The sequence below is a fragment of the Streptomyces sp. NPDC058683 genome (genome assembly GCF_042716195.1).
Lineage (GTDB): Bacteria > Actinomycetota > Actinomycetes > Streptomycetales > Streptomycetaceae > Streptomyces.
Genome location: NZ_JBHXSK010000001.1, coordinates 328,075 through 348,655, shown reverse-complemented (window position 1 = coordinate 348,655; position 20,581 = coordinate 328,075). Strand labels below are relative to the sequence as shown.

At 73.0% G+C, this 20,581-nt stretch carries 19 protein-coding genes; 6 read left to right on the top strand and 13 right to left on the bottom strand.

Annotated elements, in window-relative coordinates:
- Window positions 1-113: 113 nt before the first annotated feature.
- The 6 genes from dnaK to ACFWXC_RS01665 form a co-directional block, all read right to left on the bottom strand.
- Window positions 114-1,961 carry a molecular chaperone DnaK gene (gene dnaK / locus ACFWXC_RS01690; RefSeq protein ID WP_384471319.1) on the bottom strand — a complete coding sequence of 616 codons (1,848 nt, stop codon included), beginning with the start codon at window positions 1,959-1,961 and terminating at the stop codon, window positions 114-116.
- A gap of 136 nt (window positions 1,962-2,097) precedes the next feature.
- Window positions 2,098-2,523, bottom strand: coding sequence for an OsmC family peroxiredoxin (locus ACFWXC_RS01685; RefSeq protein WP_384471316.1), 426 nt, complete (start codon window positions 2,521-2,523; stop codon window positions 2,098-2,100).
- 69 nt (window positions 2,524-2,592) lie between these two features.
- Window positions 2,593-4,401 (bottom strand): hypothetical protein, encoded by a 1,809-nt coding sequence (locus ACFWXC_RS01680; protein WP_384471313.1) that lies wholly within the window; start codon window positions 4,399-4,401, stop codon window positions 2,593-2,595.
- Window positions 4,398-5,459 (bottom strand): ATP-binding protein, encoded by a 1,062-nt coding sequence (locus ACFWXC_RS01675; protein WP_384471310.1) that lies wholly within the window; start codon window positions 5,457-5,459, stop codon window positions 4,398-4,400. The genes ACFWXC_RS01680 and ACFWXC_RS01675 overlap by 4 nt, the downstream gene beginning before the upstream one ends.
- 153 nt (window positions 5,460-5,612) lie before the next feature.
- Window positions 5,613-7,613: an alkaline phosphatase family protein gene (locus tag ACFWXC_RS01670; protein ID WP_384471575.1), complete on the bottom strand. Its 2,001-nt coding sequence runs from the start codon at window positions 7,611-7,613 to the stop codon at window positions 5,613-5,615.
- A gap of 131 nt (window positions 7,614-7,744) precedes the next feature.
- Window positions 7,745-8,176 carry a hypothetical protein gene (locus ACFWXC_RS01665; RefSeq protein WP_384471307.1) on the bottom strand — a complete coding sequence of 144 codons (432 nt, stop codon included), beginning with the start codon at window positions 8,174-8,176 and terminating at the stop codon, window positions 7,745-7,747.
- Between the two features lie 84 nt (window positions 8,177-8,260).
- Between ACFWXC_RS01665 and ACFWXC_RS01660 the strand changes: the two genes are divergently transcribed.
- Both ACFWXC_RS01660 and ACFWXC_RS01655 read left to right on the top strand, forming a co-directional pair.
- A complete protein-coding gene (locus tag ACFWXC_RS01660) occupies window positions 8,261-9,034 on the top strand; it encodes an MBL fold metallo-hydrolase (RefSeq protein WP_384471304.1) in 774 nt (257 codons plus the stop codon).
- Between the two features lie 14 nt (window positions 9,035-9,048).
- Window positions 9,049-9,687 (top strand): DedA family protein, encoded by a 639-nt coding sequence (locus ACFWXC_RS01655; RefSeq protein WP_384471572.1) that lies wholly within the window; start codon window positions 9,049-9,051, stop codon window positions 9,685-9,687.
- Window positions 9,688-9,704: 17 nt separating this feature from the next.
- Here ACFWXC_RS01655 and ACFWXC_RS01650 read toward each other — a convergent pair whose 3' ends face one another.
- The 3 genes from ACFWXC_RS01650 to ACFWXC_RS01640 all read right to left on the bottom strand — a co-directional run bounded on the left by ACFWXC_RS01650 (window position 9,705) and on the right by ACFWXC_RS01640 (window position 13,270).
- On the bottom strand, window positions 9,705-10,868 hold the full coding sequence (locus ACFWXC_RS01650) for an MBL fold metallo-hydrolase (RefSeq protein ID WP_384471302.1): 1,164 nt from the start codon (window positions 10,866-10,868) through the stop codon (window positions 9,705-9,707).
- The gene (locus ACFWXC_RS01645; protein WP_384471300.1) at window positions 10,865-12,145 is read right to left on the bottom strand and encodes an aminotransferase class I/II-fold pyridoxal phosphate-dependent enzyme; all 1,281 of its coding nucleotides are present in this window, start codon (window positions 12,143-12,145) and stop codon (window positions 10,865-10,867) included. Before ACFWXC_RS01645 ends, ACFWXC_RS01650 begins: the two co-directional genes overlap by 4 nt.
- Window positions 12,146-12,265: 120 nt before the next feature.
- Entirely contained in the window at window positions 12,266-13,270 is a 1,005-nt protein-coding gene (locus ACFWXC_RS01640) for a hypothetical protein (protein ID WP_384471297.1), read from the bottom strand.
- Between the two features lie 324 nt (window positions 13,271-13,594).
- On the opposite strand from ACFWXC_RS01640, the gene ACFWXC_RS01635 reads away from it, so the two are divergent.
- On the top strand, window positions 13,595-14,131 hold the full coding sequence (locus tag ACFWXC_RS01635) for a type 1 glutamine amidotransferase domain-containing protein (protein WP_384471294.1): 537 nt from the start codon (window positions 13,595-13,597) through the stop codon (window positions 14,129-14,131).
- 20 nt (window positions 14,132-14,151) lie between these two features.
- On the opposite strand, the gene ACFWXC_RS01630 is transcribed toward ACFWXC_RS01635, so the two are convergent.
- From ACFWXC_RS01630 to ACFWXC_RS01620, 3 genes are all read right to left on the bottom strand, one after another.
- Complete coding sequence (locus tag ACFWXC_RS01630) at window positions 14,152-14,409, bottom strand: DUF6158 family protein (protein ID WP_384471291.1); 258 nt, start codon at window positions 14,407-14,409, stop codon at window positions 14,152-14,154.
- Between the two features lie 82 nt (window positions 14,410-14,491).
- A complete protein-coding gene (locus ACFWXC_RS01625; protein WP_384471288.1) occupies window positions 14,492-16,111 on the bottom strand; it encodes an ABC-F family ATP-binding cassette domain-containing protein in 1,620 nt (539 codons plus the stop codon).
- Window positions 16,112-16,331: 220 nt separating this feature from the next.
- Window positions 16,332-16,991 carry a histidine phosphatase family protein gene (locus ACFWXC_RS01620; protein WP_384471285.1) on the bottom strand — a complete coding sequence of 220 codons (660 nt, stop codon included), beginning with the start codon at window positions 16,989-16,991 and terminating at the stop codon, window positions 16,332-16,334.
- 71 nt (window positions 16,992-17,062) lie between these two features.
- Between ACFWXC_RS01620 and ACFWXC_RS01615 the strand changes: the two genes are divergently transcribed.
- The 3 genes from ACFWXC_RS01615 to ACFWXC_RS01605 all read left to right on the top strand — a co-directional run bounded on the left by ACFWXC_RS01615 (window position 17,063) and on the right by ACFWXC_RS01605 (window position 19,706).
- Window positions 17,063-18,547, top strand: a complete 1,485-nt coding sequence (locus tag ACFWXC_RS01615) for a bifunctional phosphatase PAP2/diacylglycerol kinase family protein (RefSeq protein ID WP_384471283.1) — start codon at window positions 17,063-17,065, stop codon at window positions 18,545-18,547.
- 125 nt (window positions 18,548-18,672) lie between these two features.
- Window positions 18,673-19,488: a class I SAM-dependent methyltransferase gene (locus tag ACFWXC_RS01610; RefSeq protein ID WP_384471280.1), complete on the top strand. Its 816-nt coding sequence runs from the start codon at window positions 18,673-18,675 to the stop codon at window positions 19,486-19,488.
- 47 nt (window positions 19,489-19,535) lie between these two features.
- On the top strand, window positions 19,536-19,706 hold the full coding sequence (locus ACFWXC_RS01605) for a hydrophobic protein (protein WP_351730305.1): 171 nt from the start codon (window positions 19,536-19,538) through the stop codon (window positions 19,704-19,706).
- Between the two features lie 73 nt (window positions 19,707-19,779).
- Here ACFWXC_RS01605 and ACFWXC_RS01600 read toward each other — a convergent pair whose 3' ends face one another.
- The gene (locus tag ACFWXC_RS01600; RefSeq protein WP_384471277.1) at window positions 19,780-20,538 is read right to left on the bottom strand and encodes a GvpL/GvpF family gas vesicle protein; all 759 of its coding nucleotides are present in this window, start codon (window positions 20,536-20,538) and stop codon (window positions 19,780-19,782) included.
- Between the last annotated feature and the right edge of the window lie 43 nt (window positions 20,539-20,581).

The following is a 20,581-nucleotide window of genomic DNA, read 5'->3' as shown; positions in this document are numbered from 1 at the left end:
CCGCTCCCTTCCGGCCGCACGCACCCTTCTTGCCGCACGCACCCTTCTTGCCGCCGCTCACCCTCTCTCCGCCGCGACGGTGATCAGCCACGACGACGGATTCCGGCGGTTCCTCACCCGGCCGCGCCCCTCTCGTCGTCCACGATCTCCGCGTCCACCACTCCCTCTTCGTCGGCCTCGGGCGGGCGCTGTTCTTCGGCCGAACCGCCGGAGGCAGACGCGTACATGGCCTGGCCCATCCGCTGGCTGACAGTCGCCAGTTTCTCCACGCCCTGGCGCAGCTCCGCGGTGTCCGCGTCGCGGTCCAGCAGGGTCTTGAGCTCGGTGATCGCCGATTCCACGTCGGTCTTCGTGTCGGCCGGCACGCGGTCCTCGTTGTCGCGGACGAACTTCTCGGTCTGGTAGACGAGTTGCTCGGCCTGGTTGCGGGTCTCGGCGGCCTCGCGGCGTTTGCGGTCCTCCTCGGCGTACTGCTCGGCCTCCCGCATCATGCGGTCGATGTCGTCCTTGGGAAGGGCGGAGCCGCCGGTCACGGTCATCTTCTGCTCACGCCCGGTCGCCAGGTCCTTCGCCGAGACGTGCATGATCCCGTTCGCGTCGATGTCGAAGGCGACCTCGATCTGTGGCACACCGCGCGGTGCCGGCGGCAGGCCGGTGAGGTCGAAGACACCGAGCTTCTTGTTGTAGGCCGCGATCTCCCGTTCGCCCTGGTAGACCTGGATGCCCACCGAGGGTTGGTTGTCGGCGGCGGTCGTGAAGATCTCCGAACGCCGGGTCGGGATCGTGGTGTTGCGCTCGATCAGCTTCGTCATGATGCCGCCCTTGGTCTCGATGCCCAGGGACAGCGGGGTGACGTCCAGGAGCAGGACGTCCTTGACGTCGCCGCGGATCACGCCTGCCTGGAGGGCGGCGCCGACCGCCACCACCTCGTCCGGGTTGACGCCCTTGTGCGGGTCCTTGCCGGTGAGTTCCTTGACCAGGTCGGTGACGGCGGGCATCCGGGTCGAGCCGCCGACCAGGATCACATGGTCGATCGCGGACAGCGCCACACCCGCGTCCTTGACGGCCTGATGGAACGGCTTCTTGCAGCGGTCCAGCAAGTCCGCGGTCAGCTGCTGGAACTGAGCCCGCGTCAGCTTCTCCTCCAGATGCAGCGGGCCCTCGGCGGATGCCGTGATGTACGGCAGGTTGACCGACGTCTCCGTGGACGAGGACAGCTCGATCTTCGCCTTCTCGGCACCCTCGCGCAGCCGTTGCAGTGCCATCTTGTCGTTGCCCAGGTCGATGCCGTACTGCCCCTTGAAGCGCTTGACCAGATGCTCGACGACCCGCTGGTCCCAGTCGTCGCCACCGAGGTGCGTGTCGCCGTTGGTGGCCTTGACCTCGATCACACCGTCGCCGATCTCAAGGAGGGAAACGTCGAAAGTTCCGCCCCCGAGGTCGAAGACGAGGACCGTCTGCTCCTCGCCCCGGTCGAGGCCGTAGGCGAGCGCCGCGGCGGTCGGCTCGTTGATGATCCGCAGCACCTTCAGGCCGGCGATCTCCCCGGCCTCCTTGGTGGCCTGCCGCTGCGAGTCGTCGAAATACGCGGGTACGGTGATCACCGCGTCGGTGACGTCCTCGCCGAGGTACGCCTCGGCGTCCCGCTTCAGCTTCTGCAGCACCCGCGCCGACAGCTCCTGGGCCCGGTACCGCGTGCCGTCGACGCTCCCGCTCTCCGGGAACCGCCAGGCACCGTCGCCCATGTGCCGCTTCACCGAGCGCGCGGTGCGGTCCACATTGGTCACCGCCTGCCGCTTGGCGACCTCTCCGACCAGCACATCGCCGTTCTTCGCGAAGGCCACCACCGACGGGGTGGTGCGCGCCCCCTCGGCGTTGGCGACGACGGTGGGCTCACCGCCCTCCAGGACGGCCACCACCGAGTTCGTCGTACCGAGGTCGATCCCGACCGCACGTGTCATGTCCGTCCCCTTCCGCCCGGGGCACTTCCCCGACTCCAGCACAAAACTTGAGCGAGCCGTTGTCAATGCCGGGAGCCCCGTGAACGACGATGCCGCGCCCCAGCACGGGGACGCGGCATCCGAAGGGGTACGACGGTCAGGCGAGCTTCGCGTCCAGGGTGATGGTGGTGCCGGCCAGGGCCTGGCTGACCGGGCAGTTCTTCTTGGCGTCCTCGGCGGCGGCGGCGAAGCCCGCCTCGTCCAGGCCGGGCACCGTGCCCTCGACGGTCAGGTGGATCCCGGTGATGCCCTCACCCGGCTGAAACTTGACGTCGGCGTTGGTCACCAGCCTGGTGGGCGGGGTGCCGGCGCCGGCCAGGGCGTGCGAGAGGGCCATGGAGAAGCAGCTGGAGTGGGCGCCGGCGATCAGCTCCTCCGGGCTGGTCTTGCCGTTCGCATCCTGGGAACGCGAGGCCCACGTGACCGGCTGCTGGCCGATACCGGAGGAGTCGAAGGTGATGACACCGTTGCCCTCCAGGAGGTTGCCTTCCCAAACGGTGTGTGCGGTGCGCGTGGTGGCCACGGTTGTTCCTTTCGGCGTACGAAGGCGAATGAACCGGTTTCGCTGCCTCCCATCCGATCACATCCGGGCTCACCGCACGCGGAAGACCGGCCCACGGGGAGTGAACGGCAGGCGACGGCCGTCGGGGACGAGGTAGGCGTGCTCGCGCCGCACCCGCAGGACGTCGCACCAGCCGTCGGTGATCACCAGGACCGGTGCGGTCGGCGGGAAGTCGTCCGCGCGCTGCAACAGGTCGATCCCGGGCTGGAGGACGGTTCCGCCGCGGCCGTGCACCCGGACCCGCCCGGCGATCTCGGTCGTCGGCAGGTACCCGGCGTCGTGCGGCGCGGCGTCGCAGAACACCACACGGGCCGCCGGTACGTCACGGGCCTCGGCGTAGGAGGCGATCGCGCCGAGGGCCTTGCCGAGCAGGGTGCGGTCCATGGAGCCGGAGGTGTCCAGGACCACGCCGAAGGTGCAGCGGGCGACCTCCTCGGGCGGGAAGTAGCGGCCCGCGCGCGGGATGTCCGGGGTGGACGACTGCCGGCGGGAGGGCCGGGCGTAGGACCGGACGGCTTCCGGCCGGGGCACGAACTCGTCGAACCAGCGGGCGAGCTGGGCGTCCCAGGGCAGCGGCGGATGGCTGAGCGCGCGGATCTCCTCGACCAGGCCGCCGGGCAGGAAGCCGCGGCCCTGCGTCTGGTGCAGGTCGAGACCCTGGCCGAGACCCCGGCGGTAGAACTCGTCGAGGTCGACACAGGCGCCGGGCGGGCCGAGCGGCGCGCCCAGGACATCGCCGCGCCCTTTGCCGCGCAGGGTGGCCAGGCGCCGCATCCGGCGCAGGTCGACGGCGATCCGGTCGTACACCTCCTCCGCCGACAGGTCCTTCAGCTCCGGGTCGTGCAGGAGCCCCTCGGGCATGGTGCCGACCCGCATCTCGACCAGCCAGCCGTTGATGACGTAGTCGCAGGCGACGTTGAAGAGGTAGGGGTCGCGGCCGCCGAGGCGGCCGCCGTGGCGCAGGGCGGCGTGCAGCATCTCGTGGGCGAGGACGAACCGCCACTCCTCGTCGTCCAGGGTGCGCAGCGGGTTGACGTAGATCTCGCCGGCCTCGGGGTTGACGGCGGCGATCGCGATGTCGTGGGCGCGGGCCAGTTCGGCGTCGGCGACCAGCTTGATGCCGGCCGCGATCCCGCCGAGCAGCGGATAGGAGGATACGAACCAGCTCAGCGCCTGTTCCCAGGGGCGCAGCGGGGTCGGCGGCCCGGTCATGGAGGTGCGGCGGCCGCCGGCCAGGTCCATCGCCCGGGACATGGTGCGGGTCAGTGCGTGCGCGAACCCGACCTGCCAGTCGGGGACTTGGCCGGCCCACTTGTTCCAGGAGAGGAGCAGCTGGTCCGGTTCGCCGCCGCTGGTGCCGCCCCGCTCGTACGCGGCCGGGATGGAGCCGACGCGGCGCCAGCCGGCGGCGAGCCGTTCCTCGTCACCCTCCGGATAGGACGCGGGCAGGTGGTCCGGTGCCTCGCCGACCGGAAAGGTCTCCAGGAAGCGGTTGACGACGGTGCAGCGGGCGGCGAGGTCGTAGCGGTCGGGCTGGGTGCGCGGCCCGGTCGCGGCGGGCAGGTGGCCGAAGCCGAGATGGATGGTGCAGTGGGCCAGCGCCCAGGCCCACTCGGCCGGTTCGGCGCGCCGGGTGGCGTGGGCGTGCAGGACGCCGTCGGAGTCGGCCCGTACCAGCCCCTCGTGGGGTGCCAGTTCGCACTTCTCGTGCCGGCAGATGGTGAACTCCACTGCCCGCAGGGCCGGGTTGGCGCGCAGCAGCTCGACGCCGGCCGCGAAGTTCTCCGCGGCGGGGTCCTTCTTCTTCTGCTGCTCCTTGCGGGCGGCGGCCCGGCTCACCGGCGGGCCTCCACCAGCCGGGGCATGTCCCGGGCCGCCTCGATCAGGAACCAGGCGGGCAGCACGGGGTTGCCGTCGGCGTCGGAGGCGATGACGGTCTGGGCGACCTCGACGGAGATCTCGGCGAGCTGCACGAGCAGCGACTTGGCGCGGTACGCGGTCTGCCGGCCGTTCGCCGACATGTGCTCCTTGTCGACGGGCAGTTCCTTGACGAGCCGCCCGCGGAACGACTCGGCGAGGTAGTACAGCAGGTCGCGGTCCTCGATCCGGTGCGGCCAGCCGGCGTCGCCCTTGAGGATCGCCTCGATCCCGAACCGGCTGCGCACGATCTTGACGTATCCGCAGAAGGCGGTCGCGTGGGCCGGGGTGAGCGTGCCGTGCGCGAGGACCTTCAGGGTCTCCTCGTCGAGGTCGCGCCCGAAGGAGTGCAGGGCGTCGGAGAGCATGTGCCAGGAGCGCGGGGTGGAGAACGGCTCCTCGGTCTTCGGCGGCTTGGACCACAGATGGTCGGGCCGGTCGGTGAGGTGGTCCAGGATCCACGGGTGGATGCCGTTGCCGGCGGCCCAGGCGAGCCAGTCGTGGGCCGAGGCCGTCAGGTGGACGTGGGCGAGCCGGTTGACGAGCGCGGAGGCGATGGGCCGGGCGAGGGCGTTGTCGGTGGCACGGTTGCCGGCGCCGATGACGATCGACCCCTTCGGCAGCTCGTAGCTGCCGATCCGGCGGTCGAGAATCAGCGAGTAGAACGCCTTCTGCACATCCGGGGTGGCCGCGTTCAGCTCGTCGAGGAAGAGGCAGTACGGCTCGTCCCGGGCGATCACCTCGGGCGGGCAGAACACCGACCGCCCGTCACGGATCTGCGGAACGCCGATCAGGTCCTCGGGCGCGAGCTGCGTACCGAGCAGACTCACACACTCCAGCCCCAGGGACTCGGCGAACGCCCGCACCAGCGAGGACTTCCCGATCCCGGGCGCCCCCCAGATGAACACGGGCCGCACGGTGGCAAGGCCGAGCAGGAGCTCGGGGAGACGGGCGGGGGTGACGGTAACGGCTGCCTGCAAAGGGACGGCTCCTGAGGAGTGTTCGAGAGACTTGCGACTCGAATCAGTGTGTGCCGGGAGCGAGAGGAACGCAGCTGATTTATCCGGGCTGGACTGGAGCGCCCCGTCAGGGGCGCGGGGAACTGCGCGAACAACCCCCACCGGCCCGCACCCTCACGCGGCCCTCTCCCCTTCCGCAGGCACCGGCACCTGCGGCCCGTCCGCCTCCCGAAGCCACCGCCGCAGCACTCCGTGCACGGCCTCCGCGCCCACGAGCTCCTCCGACTCCTCAGCCGGCTCCGAGACGCAGACCGGCGACAGCAGGAACGGCCTCCCCTGGGCCCCGCCGAGCCCCCCGTGCGACCCGATCTGCTCCTCGAAGGCGAGCACCTCCCCGGACTCCGGATCGAACGACGAGTTCACCATGATGTCGGCGGTGTGCGGGAAGGAGTGGGTCCGCCGCACGGCATCAGCAGCGCCCGGCCCGAACACGGCGAGCGGCCCCGCGACGCCGTCGAGCCGGTCCAGCGGTATCTCCGCGCCGTACGCCCCGAGCACCACCCCGCCGTGCTCCTCGCTGCGCACCAGCAGGAACCCGATGCCGGGGTGGTTGGCGAGGGTGGTGAGCAGCGCCGGGTACCGGGCGTCGATCTCCTCCTTGGTCATGCGGTGCGGCACGTCCGGGAAGGAGACCAGGCCGAGGTTGCCGGAGGCGAGCACGACCGGTTCCGAGCGCCGGGTGGGCCGGTGCTTCTCACCGCCCTCCTCGACCGGCCTGCGCAGGGCCGCGCGGACGGCGGCCCGGGCCTCGGCGCCGCTGTGCGTCCGCTCGGCGCGGCGCGGCACGTGCAGCCCGCAGCCGGCCCGGACCAGGTCACCGAGGGTGAGGCCGTACCGGGAGTGGAAGGTCTCGCCGGGGCTCTGCCCGTGGTCGGAGAGGACGACGATCCGGTACTGCCGCGGCGCGTGCTCGGCGACCTTCTCGATCAGCGCGAGGGCGCGGTCCAGGCGTTGCAGCACCTTCTCGGCGTCCCGGCTGTGCGGCCCCGAGTGGTGGGCGACCTCGTCGTAGGCGACGAGGTCGGCGTAGACGGCGGTGCGGCCGGCGAGCAGGTCGCCCATGACCGCGGCGACGACGACGTCCCGTTCGACGACGGTGGCGAAGGCGCGGACGAAGGGGTAGAGGCCGCCGCGCTTGACGCGGGGCCGCTGCTTGCGCGTCCGGGCCGTGGCGGACTGGCCGATCTCGCGGCCGACCTCGGCGAAGAAGGAGAGCGCGGTGCGGACGGCGTTGGCCGGGTCGGAGAAGTAGGCGAAGTAACCGGCGCGGGAACGGTTCTCCCGGCCTCGTCGGCGGGTGGCTATGGACAGCACGAGCGCCTGTTCGTCGGCGCCGCCGCTGAAGAGGTTGCCGCGGCTGGCGCCGTCCAGGGTGAGCAGTCCCCCGTCGGCGGTGCGCTCGACGGCACGGCGCTGGAGTTCGGCGGCGCTGGTCGGCCGGTTGCAGACCATCACCTCCCGGCTGTCCTTCTCGTACCAGCGGAAGGCCGGGACGTCGAAGGTGGAGCCGTGCAGGATGCCCAGCTGGCTGGCGCCGGTCTGGCTGGACCAGTCGGTGCGCCAGCAGGTGAGCCGGTGGGTGGCGTCCAGCCAGGCGGCGACCGTCGGCATCAGTCCCTTGGCGACGGCGTCGGTGAGGACGTCGTGGCCGACGCCGTCGAGCTGGAGGAAGACGGTGCCGGGGGTGGCCGGGCAGGGCGGGCGGGAGCCGCGGCGGCGGGTGGCGAGGCGGGAGAGCCGGCGCCGGTAGGCGTCGTCGTCGCGGACGGCGAGGGCACCGCCGGTGGCGGAGGCGACGGCGGACATCACGGCGGCCACGATCACGGCGGTCTCCGGGGCGGCCTCGCTCTGTCCGGAGGGGTTGATACGCAGGGCGACGAGGAGGAGGGAGCCGTTGAGGGCGAAGACCAGCAGGCCGAGGACGAGCGCGGGCACCAGCAGCAGCAGTCGTACCAGAAGGGGCCATACGACGGCCGACAGCACACCGAAGGCGCCGGCGCCGAGGGCCGCGGTCACGGCGATACGGGTGGCGCTGTCACCGTCGGCGGACTGGAGCTGGAAGTCGGGCAGGATCCCGGCGAGGACCAGCATGGTCACGGTGGACACCGCCCACACCACGACGCTCCGCCCGATCTGACTGACGACCCGCCGCCACCGCACGCCCCACCGACCTCACGTCCGCGACCCGCGTCCGCCGCGGGTCTGCTGCCGCCCACACTGTCACACGGCCATGGGCGCGAGCGGGCTCACCTGCCGTCGTACCCCGCCGTCGGCATCGACAGCCGCCGGTGGACCCTCGCCTTCATCTGGGCGTCGTAGCGGGGCTCGGCCCGCCCCACCGTCTCCACCCGCACCCCGCGTCTCACGCACTCCGCCGTGAAGTCCTCGACCGACGACAGCGCGCTCTCCAGCACCCGGCTGCTCGGTGCGACGAAGACGTCCAGGCCGGGCCGGACACCCGCCCACAGGGCGCTGTGGTCGTGGCGCAGCCCGCGGACCAGGAGTTCCCGGGCGATGACGTACCCGTGCTCCAGTGCCCAGCGCGCGCACATCGCGTGCTGGCTGCGGGAGTCGACCAGGAAGGGGTCGATCTCCAGTTCCTCCAGGGGCGTCAGACTCGCGATGGCGGTCACCCGCACCGGCGCGAGCCCGCCGTAGGCACCCCGCACCTGTCCCATGGCGTCCCCCCTCACCTCCGGGTTTCGCCGCCGACCCTACTCCTGCACGTAGGCTTCGGGGAGTCGCGCGAAGGAGGCAAAGAGGTGCCGGTGGAGATCACCTGGTGGGGTCACGCCACCTGCACGATCGAGGATTCGGGCGTACGACTGCTGACCGATCCTCTGTTCGCTCGCAGGCTCGCGCACCTGCGCCGCCGCCGTGGCGCCCCGCCGCCGCCCGAGGCCCGTCGTGCGGACCTCGCGCTCGTCTCCCACCTGCACGCCGACCATCTGCACGTCCCCTCGCTGGCCGGGCTCGCCCCGGGCACGCGCCTGCTTGTGCCCCGGGGCGCACCACGGGCGGTGCCCACGCTCCGTCGGCTCCGGCAGCTGCGGATCACCGAGGTCGGTGTCGGGGACGAGATATCCGTCGGCCCGCTCGTCGTACGCGTCGTGCCCGCACGTCACGACGGGCGCCGGCTGCCGGTCGGCCCGCACCGCTCCCCCGCCCTCGGGTACGTCGTCGAGGGTGCGGCACGGACGTACTTCGCCGGGGACACCGGGCTGTTCGACGAGATGGCCGAGGCGGTCGGGCCGGTGGACGTGGCCCTCCTGCCGGTCGGCGGGTGGGGGCCCCACCTCGGAGAGGGGCATCTCGACGCCGGGCGGGCGGCGCGGGCACTGGCCCGGCTGGCGCCGCGCAGCGCGGTGCCGGTGCACTACGGCACGTACTGGCCGATCGGCATGGACGGGGTGCGCCCGCACGAGTTCCATGCGCCGGGCGACGAGTTCGTGCGCCTGGCGGCGGAGTACGCGCCGCGGGTGGCGGTGCACAAGCTCGGTCACGGGGAGAGCGTGCGGCTGGAGGTCGCACGGTGAGACTGCTGGTGGTGATGGCGGCCGCCGGCGCCACGGCAGCCACCTCGTCGCCCTCGTCGACCGAGTCCACGCAGCAGGCGATCGGCTATCCGACGCTGTTTCTGCTGGTGTTGGTGGGGGCGCTGGTGCCGGTGGTGCCGACGGGGGCGCTGGTGAGTTCGGCGGCGGTGGTGGCCTTTCACCAGACGGCGCCGTTCGCGCTGGCGCTGGTCTTGGTGACGGCGTCGCTGGCCGCCTTCCTGGGGGACGCGGCGCTGTACTGGCTGGGGCGGCGCGGGATGGGGTCGAAGAACGGGTCGCGGTGGCTGGCGGCGATCCGGGCCCGGGCGCCGGAGGACCGGCTGGAGCAGGCGCAGGCGAGGTTGGCCGAGCACGGGGTTGCCGTACTGGTGTTGTCACGGCTGGTGCCGGCCGGCCGCATCCCGGTGATGCTGGCGTGTCTGCTGGCCGACTGGCCGTTGCGGCGGTTCGCCCGGGGGAACGCGCCGGCCTGTGTGGCGTGGGCCGCGACTTATCAGTTGATCGGGATTCTGGGCGGGTCGTTGTTCCCGGAGCCGTGGGAGGGGGTTGTGCTGGCGGTCGCGCTGACCGTGGTGATCAGCGCGATGCCGGGTGTGGTGCGGCGAGTTCGGGGTGGTGCGGTGCGTGGCTGACCGCGGGCGCCGCGCCCCTATGGGGCGCTGAACTCCAGCACCTTCGACCCCCCGACCGGCAGATCCCACAGGTTCTCCCGGTCCAGCCCCGCCTTCTTCCAGGCCGCCCGTACCCGCCGCAACGGCTCCAGTACCGGCTCTGCCGAGAGGATGAAGGTCCCCCAGTGCATGGGGGCCATCCGCCTCGCCCCCAGGTCCTCGGTCGCCCGGACCGCCTCCTCGGGGTCGAGGTGGACGTCGCTCAGCCACCAGCGGGGGTCGTAGGCGCCGATGGGCATCAGGGCCAGGTCGATGCCCGGGTAGCGGCCGCCGATGCGGGAGAACCAGTGGCCGTATCCCGTGTCGCCGGCGAAGTAGACGCGCTGCCCGTCGGCGGCGGTGAGGACCCAGCCGCCCCAGAGGCTGTGACAGGTGTCGGTGAGGGTGCGCTTGGACCAGTGGTGGGCGGGGACGAAGTCGAAACGGACACCGGGCAGTTCCGCCGCCTCCCACCAGTCCAGCTCGGTGACGGTGGTGAAGCGGCGGCGCCGGAACCAGCGGCCGAGGCCGGCCGGTGCGAACACCGGGGTGTCGCGCGGGAGGCGGCGCAGGGTGGGGGCGTCCAGGTGGTCGTAGTGGTTGTGGCTGATGACGACCGCGTCGACGCGCGGCAGCGTCTCCCAGTCGACGCCGACCGGGGTGACCCGGGCCGGGGTGCCGATGATGCGGCGGGACCAGACGGGGTCGGTGAGGACGGTCAGGCCGCCGATCCGGACGACCCAACTGGCGTGCCCCGCCCAGGTGACGGCGACCGTGTCGGTGTCGACGCGGGGCAGCGGGCCCGGCTCGTAGGGCAGCCGGGGGATGTCGGCGAGGCCCTCGCGCCCTGGGCGGACGGAGCCCTCGCGGGCGAAGCGGGCCATGGCCTTGAGGCCGGGCAGGGGTGCGGTCAGCCGGTCGTGGAAGGTCCGCGGCCAGAACCGGACTTCGCCCAGCGGACGGGGGTCGGCGAGCGGCGGGAACGGAGGCGCGTAAGGAGTCGGAGCGCTGGGGGTGGGGGAGGTGGGGGTCGTGACGGTGGGAGTGGTGGCGTCCCGGGGCGTCGTGGCAGGCGGGTCGGCAGTCGTCGCCGGGGCAGTCGTCGTGGTGGCAGTCGTCGTGGTGGATCCTGACTCATGCGTCTGCTGCGTCTGCTGCGTCATCGAGGAGGCTCCCATCGCTGAGCGTCGTCGCGGAGATCGTCGAGTACCGACCTCAAGGACATCAACGCGCGTTGCACGTGTGGCAGTTCCAACGGTGCGGGGGACGTGAGGCATTCCAGGCGTTCCTCGTCGGTTCCGCCCAGCAGTGGCCCGGTGGCGAGCCGGACGCGCAGCGCCTGGAGGTCGTCGCCGAAGCGGTGGCCGCCGGGCGCGGGCATGCCGAGCCGGGCGGTGAGGAACTCCTCCAACTCCTGTGCGTCGCCGACCCCCTGAGCGCCGAGCGCGGCGCGCAGCGATTCCAGGTCGGCGTACAGGTGACGGCCGGCCTGCGGGGGCCGGGCCACGCCGCCGCCCTCGACCACCGCGGTGTGCACGGCGGCGGCCAGGCGCGCGTGCAGGCGTACGGCGTCCGCCCGGCGGGTGGTGACGGGCTCGGGCTCGTCGAGCGCGTGGGCGGCGGCGACCGCGACCGGTCCGGCGAGGCGGGCGCCGAGCGCGGTGAGGACGTCGAGCACGCGCGCGTGCAGGGCCGAAGCGGTGTCGCCCTCGGGGAACCGGGCGACGGCGGCGGGCCAGCCGGCCGGCAGCAGGGCGCCGGCCAGGTCGGTGACGACGGTGACCCGGTCCGGGAGCATCTCGGCGGGACTGAGCAGCACCGTGGCGTGCGGCGCGTGCAGGGTGTCGCGCCAGGTCTCGTCGCTGACCAGGTGGAGTCCCTCGCCGGTGGCCGCCTCGACGGTCGCGTGCAGCAGTTCGGGCGGGGCGACGGTGGCGGTCGGGTCGTCGGCGACGGAGAGGACCAGCAGCCGGGGGTCGCCGCCCTCGTCCCGGACCCGGCGCACGGTCTCCAGCAGCGCGTAGGGGTCGGGCACGCCCCCGGACTCGGCGGGGGTGGCCACGTGGAAGACGGGCCGGCCGAGGAGTCGGGCGTACGGCGCCCACCAGGCGGCGCAGGGGCGCGGCACCAGGACGTCGCCGCCGAGCGCGGCGGTGAGCGCCAGCAGGAGGGCGGGGGCGCCGGGGCCCGCGGTCACCCGGCCGGGCGTGGCGGTCAGCCCGCGGCGCTCCCAGTAGCCGCGGGCCGCGTCGAGCAGCGCCGGACCGCCGCCGACGGGTTCCTCGCCGCCCCGGCTCGCGGCGGCGGCCAGCGCGGCGGAGAGTTCGGGCAGGACGGGCAGCCCGTCGTCGGGCAGCGGCGGCCCGTACCGGACGGGTCCGTGGCCCCGCGCGGGCGTGTCCCGGAGCGGCCGCTGATCCTCGGGATCCGTCTGCCGCATGTCCGCCTCCGCGCAGTCCGTGGTGCCGTGTGCCGTCCGGTCCGGGCCGCGCGCTCCGTCGGGTGGTGATGCGTACGGTGCCGGAGTGGTCGCCCCAGGGGTTACCCGGTGGCGGCCGTCTCATCCGTCCGCGCGGGACCTCCCGCCGGCCAGCCGGTACACCGCACCGCCGCACGCGGCCGCGATCAGCATGCCGCCCGCGACCAGTGCGGGAACCGAGTCCGTGAAGGCGCCGCCCGCCCCGGCCTCCACGCCGTGCTCGACGGTCGGCGGATCACAGGAGGCGTCACCGCCGCGCGGCTCGTCACACGCTTGGTCGTCCGCGCAGGGGCCGGAGGAACCGGAGAAACCGGCTCCGCCGGAACCGGAGGAACCGGAGGAAGAGGAGCCGAAGGAATGGGAGGAACCGGAGGAGGCACACTCGTGTCCGCCCTCGCCGCACGACTTCTGCCCCGCGGAACAGGGCCGCTCGCCACTGCCCCCGGTCGCCGTGCCGCCCCCGACGTCCCCGCGGGAACCCGTGGCATCGTCACCCCGACCGCCTGTGCCTGCGTCACCCCGAGCAGCCGTGCCGCCGTCGTCTCCCCAAGCACCCGTGCCGCTGTCACTCCGCGCACCCGTGCCGCTGTCGCCCCGAGCGCCCGTGCCGCTGCCGCTGTCGCTGTCGCTGTCGCCCCAAGGAGCCGTGGCATCGTCGCCGTGCGGGACCGTGCCGTCGTCCCCCCGAGAGACCGTGCCGTCATCCCCGTGAGCGACCCCGCTGTCTCCGCCGGGTACCGCGCCGGCGTCCCCGTGCGGCACCCCGCTGTCCCCGCCCGGGACCGCGCCACCGTCGGCCGGGGGCACGGCGCTCCCCTCATTCCGGAGGGCGCTCCCCCCACTCCCGACGGCGCTCCCCTGGCTCCCGGCGACCGTGAGGGGTGTGCTCCAGGGCGGCCCCTGCACCCCGCCCGCCGCCGGGCAGGTCCCGTCGGCCGTCCCGCAGGTGACAGAGACGGAAGCGCCGGGCGGCGCGGCGCCGGGGCCGGCTTCGGCGGCGGGGCCGGCCGCGGCGGTCGTACCGGCGACGCCGAAGGCGGCACCCGCCAGGACGGCGACGGACAGAGCGCGAGCGGTACGGCGCATGGGGTGGCTCCTCGGAACGTACGACTCCGGGGACACGCGGCTGGTGCCCCCGCAGCCATCACAGCCCGCCCCACGCCGTGCCGCGCGCGGCCGACCCCCATTCGCGGGACACGCCCGCCCTTTCGGGTGACCTGACGGGCCGGTTCGGCGTGTCGGCCCCTTGTCACCGGGTACGCGTCCCGCACTCCCCGAAGCATCTGGGGGAGATGTGCAGCGCGGCAGTGACCGGCTGAGCGTTCACCGGGACGACGAGGTGAACCACGAGCTGCTCAGGTCCGGGCCGGGACGCCGGCGGGCAAGCCCAGGAAGCAAGGAGTGGACATCATGCGTATCGCGTTTCTGACCGCGCCCGAGGGCGTGGAGCAGGTGGAGCTGACCGAGCCGTGGAAGGCGGTCTCCGACGCCGGGCACGAGCCGGTGCTGGTGTCGACGCAGCCGGGGCGGGTCCAAGGCTTCGACCATCTCGACAAGGCGGACACGTTCCCCGTGGACGAGGTGGTCGGCGACGCCTCGGCGGACTCGTTCGGTGCGCTGGTGCTGCCCGGCGGGGTCGCCAATCCGGACATTCTGCGGACGGACGAGCGGGCCGTGGCGTTCGTGAAGGGCTTCTTCGAGGCGGGCCGGCCGGTCGCGGCGATCTGTCACGCGCCCTGGACGCTGATCGAGGCCGATGTCGTGCGGGGCCGGACCCTGACGTCCTGGCCGAGCCTGCGGACCGACATCCGCAACGCCGGCGGCACCTGGGTCGACGAGCAGGCCCAGGTCTGCGGGGCCGGTCCCAACACGCTGGTCACCAGTCGTAAGCCGGACGACCTGAAGGCCTTCTGCGAGGCCTTCCTCGACGCGCTCCGCGAGGCCTGAGCCCGAGCAGGGCGCCGGTCTCAGCTCGCGGAGGCGCGCGGTGTCGCCGTCTCCGAGCAGCTGCGCTCCCTGGCGCCCTCCCGGGTGCGGCCGGCGGCGACGATGCGGCGCGGGTTGCGGCGCAGGTACTCGCCCTCCAGCTGGGCCATGCGCTCGTTGTGGGCGCGCAGCGCGTCGTTGGAGCCGTACAGCAGGGTGTCGTGGCGCGTCCGGTGGATGGTCTCCAGCTCCTTCATGAGCTGCTGGTCGTCCAGCCGGCTGGGGTCGACTCCGGTCATGGTGGTACCCCGCTCGTCGTGTCCGTCCCGGCGGTCCGGATCCCTGCATCCACTGTACGAAGGTCCGGGCTGCCGGGCCTGTCTAGCGGGCGCGCTCCACCCGGCGCTCGTCCCACACCGGCTCCGGGGTCTCGCGGACCCGGCCGTCGGTGCCGAAGACCAGGTAGCGGTCGAAGGCACGGGCGAACCAGCGGTCGTGGGTGACGGCGAGCACCGTGCCGTCGAAGGCCTCCAGGCCCTCCTGGAGGGCTTCGGCGGACTCCAGGTCGAGGTTGTCGGTCGGCTCGTCGAGCAGCAGTGCCGTTACACCCTGTAGCTCCAGCAAGAGGATCTGGAACCGGGCCTGCTGGCCGCCGGAGAGCCGCTCGAAGGTCTGTTCGGCCTGGTGGGTCAGCTCGTAGCGGCGCAGCCGGGACATCGCGGCGCCCCGGTCCTGGGAGTGTTCCGTCCACAGGATGTCGAGGAGGGTACGGCCCTGCAGCTCGGGGTGGGCGTGGGTCTGGGCGAAGTGCCCGGGCACCACCCGTGCGCCCAGCTTCCACTGTCCCGTGTGCGCCACCTCCTCCCCGGCCAGCAGCCGCAGGAAGTGCGACTTGCCGGAGCCGTTGGAGCCGAGGACGGCGACCCGTTCGCCGTAGAAGACCTCCAGGTCGAAGGGTTTCATCAGGCTGGTGAGTTCGAGTCCCGCGCAGGTGACGGCACGCACGCCGGTCCGGCCGCCGCGCAGCCGCATCCTGATGTCCTGGTCGCGCGGCGGCTCCGGGGGCGGCCCGGCCTCCTCGAACTTGCGCAGCCGGGTCTGCGCGGCCGCGTACCGGGAGGCCATCTCGTGGGAGACGGCGGCGGCCTGGCGGAGGTTCAGCACCAGCTTCTTCAGCTGGGCGTGCTTCTCGTCCCAGCGGCGGCGCAGTTCCTCGAAGCGGGCGAAGCGTTCACGCCGGGCGTCGTGGTAGGTGGCGAAGCCGCCGCCGTGCACCCAGGCGTCGGCGCCGGTCGGCGAGGGTTCCACGGAGACGATCTTCTCGGCGGCGCGGGCGAGGAGCTCCCGGTCGTGGGAGACGAACAGGACCGTCTTGCGGGTCTCCCCCAGCTGCGCCTCCAGCCAGCGCTTGCCGGGGACGTCGAGGTAGTTGTCCGGCTCGTCGAGGAGCAGCACCTCGTCGGTGCCGCGGAACAGGGCCTCCAGCACCAGCCGCTTCTGCTCGCCGCCGGAGAGGGTGCGCACCTGCCGCCACTGGGCCTTGTCGTACGGCACGCCGAGCGCGGCCATCGTGCACATGTCCCAGAGCGTCTCGTGCTCGTAGCCGCGCACCTCGGCCCAGTCGGCGAGTGCCTGCGCGTAGCGGAGCTGGGCGGCTTCGTCGTCGACGGTCATGATGCCGTGCTCGGCCCGGTCCACGGCCTGCGCGGCCTCCCGGATCCCGGGCGGCGCCACCGACACCAGCAGATCACGCACGGTGGTCTCGTCCCGTACAGAGCCCACGAACTGGCGCATCACGCCGAGGCCGCCGCTCACGGTCACGGTGCCGCCGTGCGGCTTCAGCTCGCCGGAGATCAGCCGCAGCAGGGTGGTCTTGCCGGCGCCATTGGGGCCGACCAGCGCGACGGCGGCCCCCTCACCGACCCGGAACGACACATCGCCGAGCAGGGCCCTCCCGTCGGGGAGGTAGTACTCGAGATGCGCGGCTTCCAGGTGTCCCATGGTCAGGGATTCTGCGCGGCACCGCCGAGATAGGGCAAACCGTTATCGGCCCGATGCCTTCGGCCGCGGACGCGTCGTGGTTGCTCGCGCCCCTGAAGGGGCGCCAAGTGGACGCCCCTGAAAGGGGCGCGGGGCTGTATCGATATGCGGCTGCCGCCGCGTGGGCGCGACCAGCCCCCACCGGCCCGCACCCGAACACGTCGGCAGCCCCGTGACGCAGTCACTCCGCGGCGGACTCCAGCGGCTCCCCCGTCGGCCCGCTCTCCCCCGCCGGCTCCACCACCGCACCCTCCCAGGACACCGCCTTCCAGCCGTCGGCCGGGGAGCCCTCCAGGACGACCACGCCGGTGTTGTCGAGGGGACGGGCGGCGGCGAAGGGGACGTCGACGTTGTCGGCGCGGGCCGCCGTCCACAGGCGGATCGCGGCACCGTGGCTGATCACGGCGACCGTCCCGGCACCGCTCGCCGCGGCCTCGGCGATCACCGCGTCGTAGCGGGCCAGGGTCTCGTCCCCGGTCTCCCCGCCGGGCATGCGCAGCCCGGTGTCCCCGGCCGCCCAGGCGAACACGGTCCGCATGTACTCCTGGCCCCGCTCGGAGTGGCCGGGCAGCAGCTCCAGGTCGCCGGCGGAGACCTCGCGGATGCCGTCACGCACGATCGGGACGAGACCGCGGGCGGCGGCCAGCGGCGCGGCGGTGAGCTGGGTGCGGGTCAGCGTGGAGACGTAGAGCACCTCGACGTCCTCGCCGGCGAGGGCCTCGGGCAGGGCCGCCGCCTGCCGCTCGCCGAGCGCGGTCAGACCGGGGCCCGGTACGCCCGTGTCGAGCAGGAAGTCCACGTTGGTGGGGGTCTGCCCATGACGTATGAGGAGCAGGCGCATCCAGGGGTTCCTCTCACTCGACCACACCGCGTACCGGCAGGAAACAGCCACTTCAGGGTACCCGGACCCGCATGAGCCCAGATGTTGACCTGACCGTCCTGAAGCCCGGCCGGCACGCGCTGCGCGACCGGCTGCTCGCTCTCGACCTGAGGCTGTTCGAGGTGGCGGCCGAGCGGAACTGGCCGTTCGCCGAACCGGTGCTGCCCCGGCTGAGCCGCGGCGCCAACCACGGCGTGCTGTGGTTCGCGGCGGCCGCCGCGGTGGCGGCGTCCCGCACTCCCCGGGCCCGCCGGGCCGCCGCCCGCGGCCTGGCCTCGCTCAGCCTGGCCTCCCTGACCATCAACACCCTCGGCAAGCGCTCGGTGCGCCGGCCCCGGCCGGTCCTGGACCCGGTGCCGGCGGTGCGGCATCTGAAGCGGCAGCCGATCACCACCTCGTTCCCCTCCGGTCATGCCGCGTCGGCGGCGGCGTTCGCGGCGGGGGTCGCCCTGGAGTCCCCGGGGTGGGGCGCGGTGGTGGCACCGGTGGCGTTCTCGGTCGCGATGTCCCGGGTCTACACGGGCGTGCACTTCCCGAGCGACGTGCTCGCGGGTGCGGCTCTGGGCGTGGGCGCCGCGTTCGCGATACGCCGGCTGGTGCCGACCCGGGGCCAGATCGGCCCGCCGCCCCGGCCGCGCGCCAAGGTCCCGGCGCTGCCGGACGGGGAGGGTCTGGTGGTGGTGGCCAACCAGGCCTCGGGCAGCTCCGACCGGGTCCGGGCGCTCCACGACGAGCTGCCGATGGCCGAGCTGGTGGAGTGCGAACCGGCAGAGGTGCAGGCCGAGTTGGAGAAGGCGGCGCTGCGGGCGCGGGCGCTAGGGGTGTGCGGCGGCGACGGCACCGTGAACGCGGCCGCCCGGATCGCCCTGCGGCACGGCCTGCCGCTCGCGGTGCTGCCCGGCGGCACCCTCAACCACTTCGCCTACGACCTGACCGTGGAGGGCGGCCGCGGCCTGGGCCGCGCGGTGCGCGACGGCGAGGCGGTCCGGGTGGACGTCGGCCGCTTCGCCAGTGACGGCCAGGAGGGCGTCTTCCTCAACACGCTGAGCCTCGGTGTGTATCCGGAGCTGGTGCGCGAGCGGGAGCGCTGGGCGCACCGCATCGGCGGCCGGCCCGCCGAGGTGCTCGCGGCGCTGCGCGTGCTGCGCACCGACCGGCATCCGCTGGAGGTCGAACTCGGCGGCTCCGCCCACCCGTTGTGGCTGCTGTTCGTCGGCAACTGCGTCTACCACCGGATGGGCCTGACACCGGGCCGGCGTACCGACCTGGCGGACGGCCAGCTGGACGTACGGGTGGTGCACGGCGGCAGGCATCCCGCGCTGCGCCTGCTCACCGCCGCCCTCGCGGGCCCGTTGACCCGCTCCCCCGCACACGCGGAGGTGCGGGTGAGCCGGCTGCGGCTCACCGGCCTCAAGACCGGTACCCCGCTCGCGTACGACGGGGAAGTCACCGACGTGCAGGGCGAGGTGACGGTGGACAAGCTGCCGGAGGCGCTGACCGTCTACCGGCCGCTCTGACAGAGCGTCAGTCCACATCATAAAACGCGGGTCTCATCATTCGGCATGCGGGCGTAGCGTTGCGGATACCGCGGGACGGGGTCGTCCGGCCCCGTCCGCCTGGTGTGAAGCGAAGGGGCTGAGCCATGTCGAAACCGCAGGAGACCGCCGTCTACACGCACGGGCACCACGAGTCGGTGCTGCGTTCCCACACCTGGCGCACCGCCGCCAACTCCGCGGCCTATCTGCTCGGTTCACTGAAGCCCCACATGCGGATCCTGGACATCGGCTGCGGCCCCGGCACCATCACCGCCGACCTGGCGGAACTGGTCCCCGACGGCCGAGTCACCGGCGCCGACCACGCGCCGGGCATCCTGGAGCAGGCCCGGGAGACCGTCGCCGGGCGCGGACTGACGAACGTGGACTTCACGGTCGCCGACGTGCACGCCCTGGACTACCCGGACGACACCTTCTGCGTGGTCCACGCCCACCAGGTGCTCCAGCACGTGGGCGACCCGGTGCAGGCGCTGCGCGAGATGCGCCGGGTCACCAAGCCCGGCGGCTTCATCGCCGTACGGGACTCGGACTACGCGGCGATGACCTGGTACCCGGCCGTGCCGGGCCTGGACGACTGGCTGGAGCTGTACCGGCGGGTGGCCCGGGCCAACGGGGGCGAGCCGGACGCCGGGCGGCGGCTGAAGTCCTGGGCGCTGGCGGCTGGACTGACCGACATCACCGCGACCTCCGGCACCTGGACGTACAGCACGGCCGAGGAGCGGGCGTGGTGGGGCGGGCTGTGGGCGGACCGCACGGTCGCCTCGTCGTACGCCGAGCAGGCCACCGAGGGGGGTCACGCGACCACCGCGGAACTGCGGGCGATCGCGGGGGCCTGGCGGGAATGGGCGGCATCGGACGACGGCTGGTTCGCCGTCCTGCACGGAGAAATTCTCTGCCGTAAGTGAGCCTGATCCAAGCCATTCGGGAAACCCGGATCGCAGGAGGTCAGACTATGGTTCCCATTCTGCTGGTTCTGCTTCTGGTGCTGATACTTTTCGGTGCCGGATTCGCGGTGAAACTGCTCTGGTGGATCGCGCTCGTCGTGCTCGTGCTGTGGCTTCTCGGATTCCTGGTACGCGGCACGACCGGCACCGGTGGCAGGGGCCGCTGGTACCGGTGGTAGAGCCGCCTCCGGTGGCCGGTTCACTCGCGCGGTAACAGCGGCAACAGCGGCCCCAGCGGTCCGAGGTCCGGATTCAGGTCCTCGGGCCGCTGCCCGTCACGGTCCCGGAGCCGGGCCGCGTGCAGAGGTCCAGCAGATCGGGATGCTCCTGCAGGGCGATGTAGTCGGTGAACGAGTAGGCCGCCCATGGGCCGGCGAGTTCCACCCGTATTCCCGGCCTCTCGTCCTTCGTACGGTCCACCAGTTCCACGAATTCCTCGCAATTCGCGCGCGCCACCAGATAGGCGGCGCAGAACAGATTCCGTTCCGGCGCTCCGGTGGGCGGCGCTTTCGGTGGCGGGTGCAGCCGGGAATCCTCGGCGTACCGGGAAAGCCGCTCGTGCAGGGTGCGGGCGAATTCCTCGGCGGGCGCCGGCTCTTTCTCGGACGGGTCGGCGTACAGCATGACGCCCCACTCGACCCGGCCGTCGAGCCGGTCGAGGGTGTGCAGGAAGTCGGCCTCTCGGGCCTCCATCATGGTCCGTACGCCGCTGTCGTCCCGGAAGACCGTGGCCACCCCCAGCGGCAGCGGGGTGGTGACCGTGGTGAGCGCGTCGACCACGCCCTGATGGGCGCGGGCGGTCGCGGCCAGCCAGTCCGGGTCCTCCAGATGGTCCCGCAGGGGCGCCTCGGCGAAGTCACCCTCCGGGACCGTGCTGACGACGGCGACCAGCCCGTGGTGCCTGAGCAGCCCGGGCGGGACGCCGGCCACGCCGGTGAGCTGGGCCTGCAGGGCCGCCTCGAAGGGGCGGCAGACTGCGTACACGTACCGGAGTCCGGCCTGTCCGCTCATGGGTCCGCCTCCTGCCACCGTCCACGTCCGGCCGCCAGAGCCA

Bases quoted from the DNA above. Each gene is read 5' to 3' on its own strand.
- ACFWXC_RS01640 (WP_384471297.1), bottom strand. From the start codon at position 13,270: ATGCGCCGTACCGCTCGCGCTCTGTCCGTCGCCGTCCTGGCGGGTGCC.
- ACFWXC_RS01600 (WP_384471277.1), bottom strand. From the start codon at position 20,538: ATGAGCGGACAGGCCGGACTCCGGTACGTGTACGCAGTCTGCCGCCCC.
- ACFWXC_RS01650 (WP_384471302.1), bottom strand. From the start codon at position 10,868: ATGACGCAGCAGACGCAGCAGACGCATGAGTCAGGATCCACCACGACG.
- dnaK (WP_384471319.1), bottom strand. From the start codon at position 1,961: ATGACACGTGCGGTCGGGATCGACCTCGGTACGACGAACTCGGTGGTG.
- ACFWXC_RS01635 (WP_384471294.1), top strand. From the start codon at position 13,595: ATGCGTATCGCGTTTCTGACCGCGCCCGAGGGCGTGGAGCAGGTGGAG.
- ACFWXC_RS01665 (WP_384471307.1), bottom strand. From the start codon at position 8,176: ATGGGACAGGTGCGGGGTGCCTACGGCGGGCTCGCGCCGGTGCGGGTG.
- ACFWXC_RS01605 (WP_351730305.1), top strand. From the start codon at position 19,536: ATGGTTCCCATTCTGCTGGTTCTGCTTCTGGTGCTGATACTTTTCGGT.
- ACFWXC_RS01615 (WP_384471283.1), top strand. From the start codon at position 17,063: ATGAGCCCAGATGTTGACCTGACCGTCCTGAAGCCCGGCCGGCACGCG.
- ACFWXC_RS01655 (WP_384471572.1), top strand. From the start codon at position 9,049: ATGGCGGCCGCCGGCGCCACGGCAGCCACCTCGTCGCCCTCGTCGACC.
- ACFWXC_RS01620 (WP_384471285.1), bottom strand. From the start codon at position 16,991: ATGCGCCTGCTCCTCATACGTCATGGGCAGACCCCCACCAACGTGGAC.
- ACFWXC_RS01645 (WP_384471300.1), bottom strand. From the start codon at position 12,145: ATGCGGCAGACGGATCCCGAGGATCAGCGGCCGCTCCGGGACACGCCC.
- ACFWXC_RS01625 (WP_384471288.1), bottom strand. From the start codon at position 16,111: ATGGGACACCTGGAAGCCGCGCATCTCGAGTACTACCTCCCCGACGGG.
- ACFWXC_RS01610 (WP_384471280.1), top strand. From the start codon at position 18,673: ATGTCGAAACCGCAGGAGACCGCCGTCTACACGCACGGGCACCACGAG.
- ACFWXC_RS01630 (WP_384471291.1), bottom strand. From the start codon at position 14,409: ATGACCGGAGTCGACCCCAGCCGGCTGGACGACCAGCAGCTCATGAAG.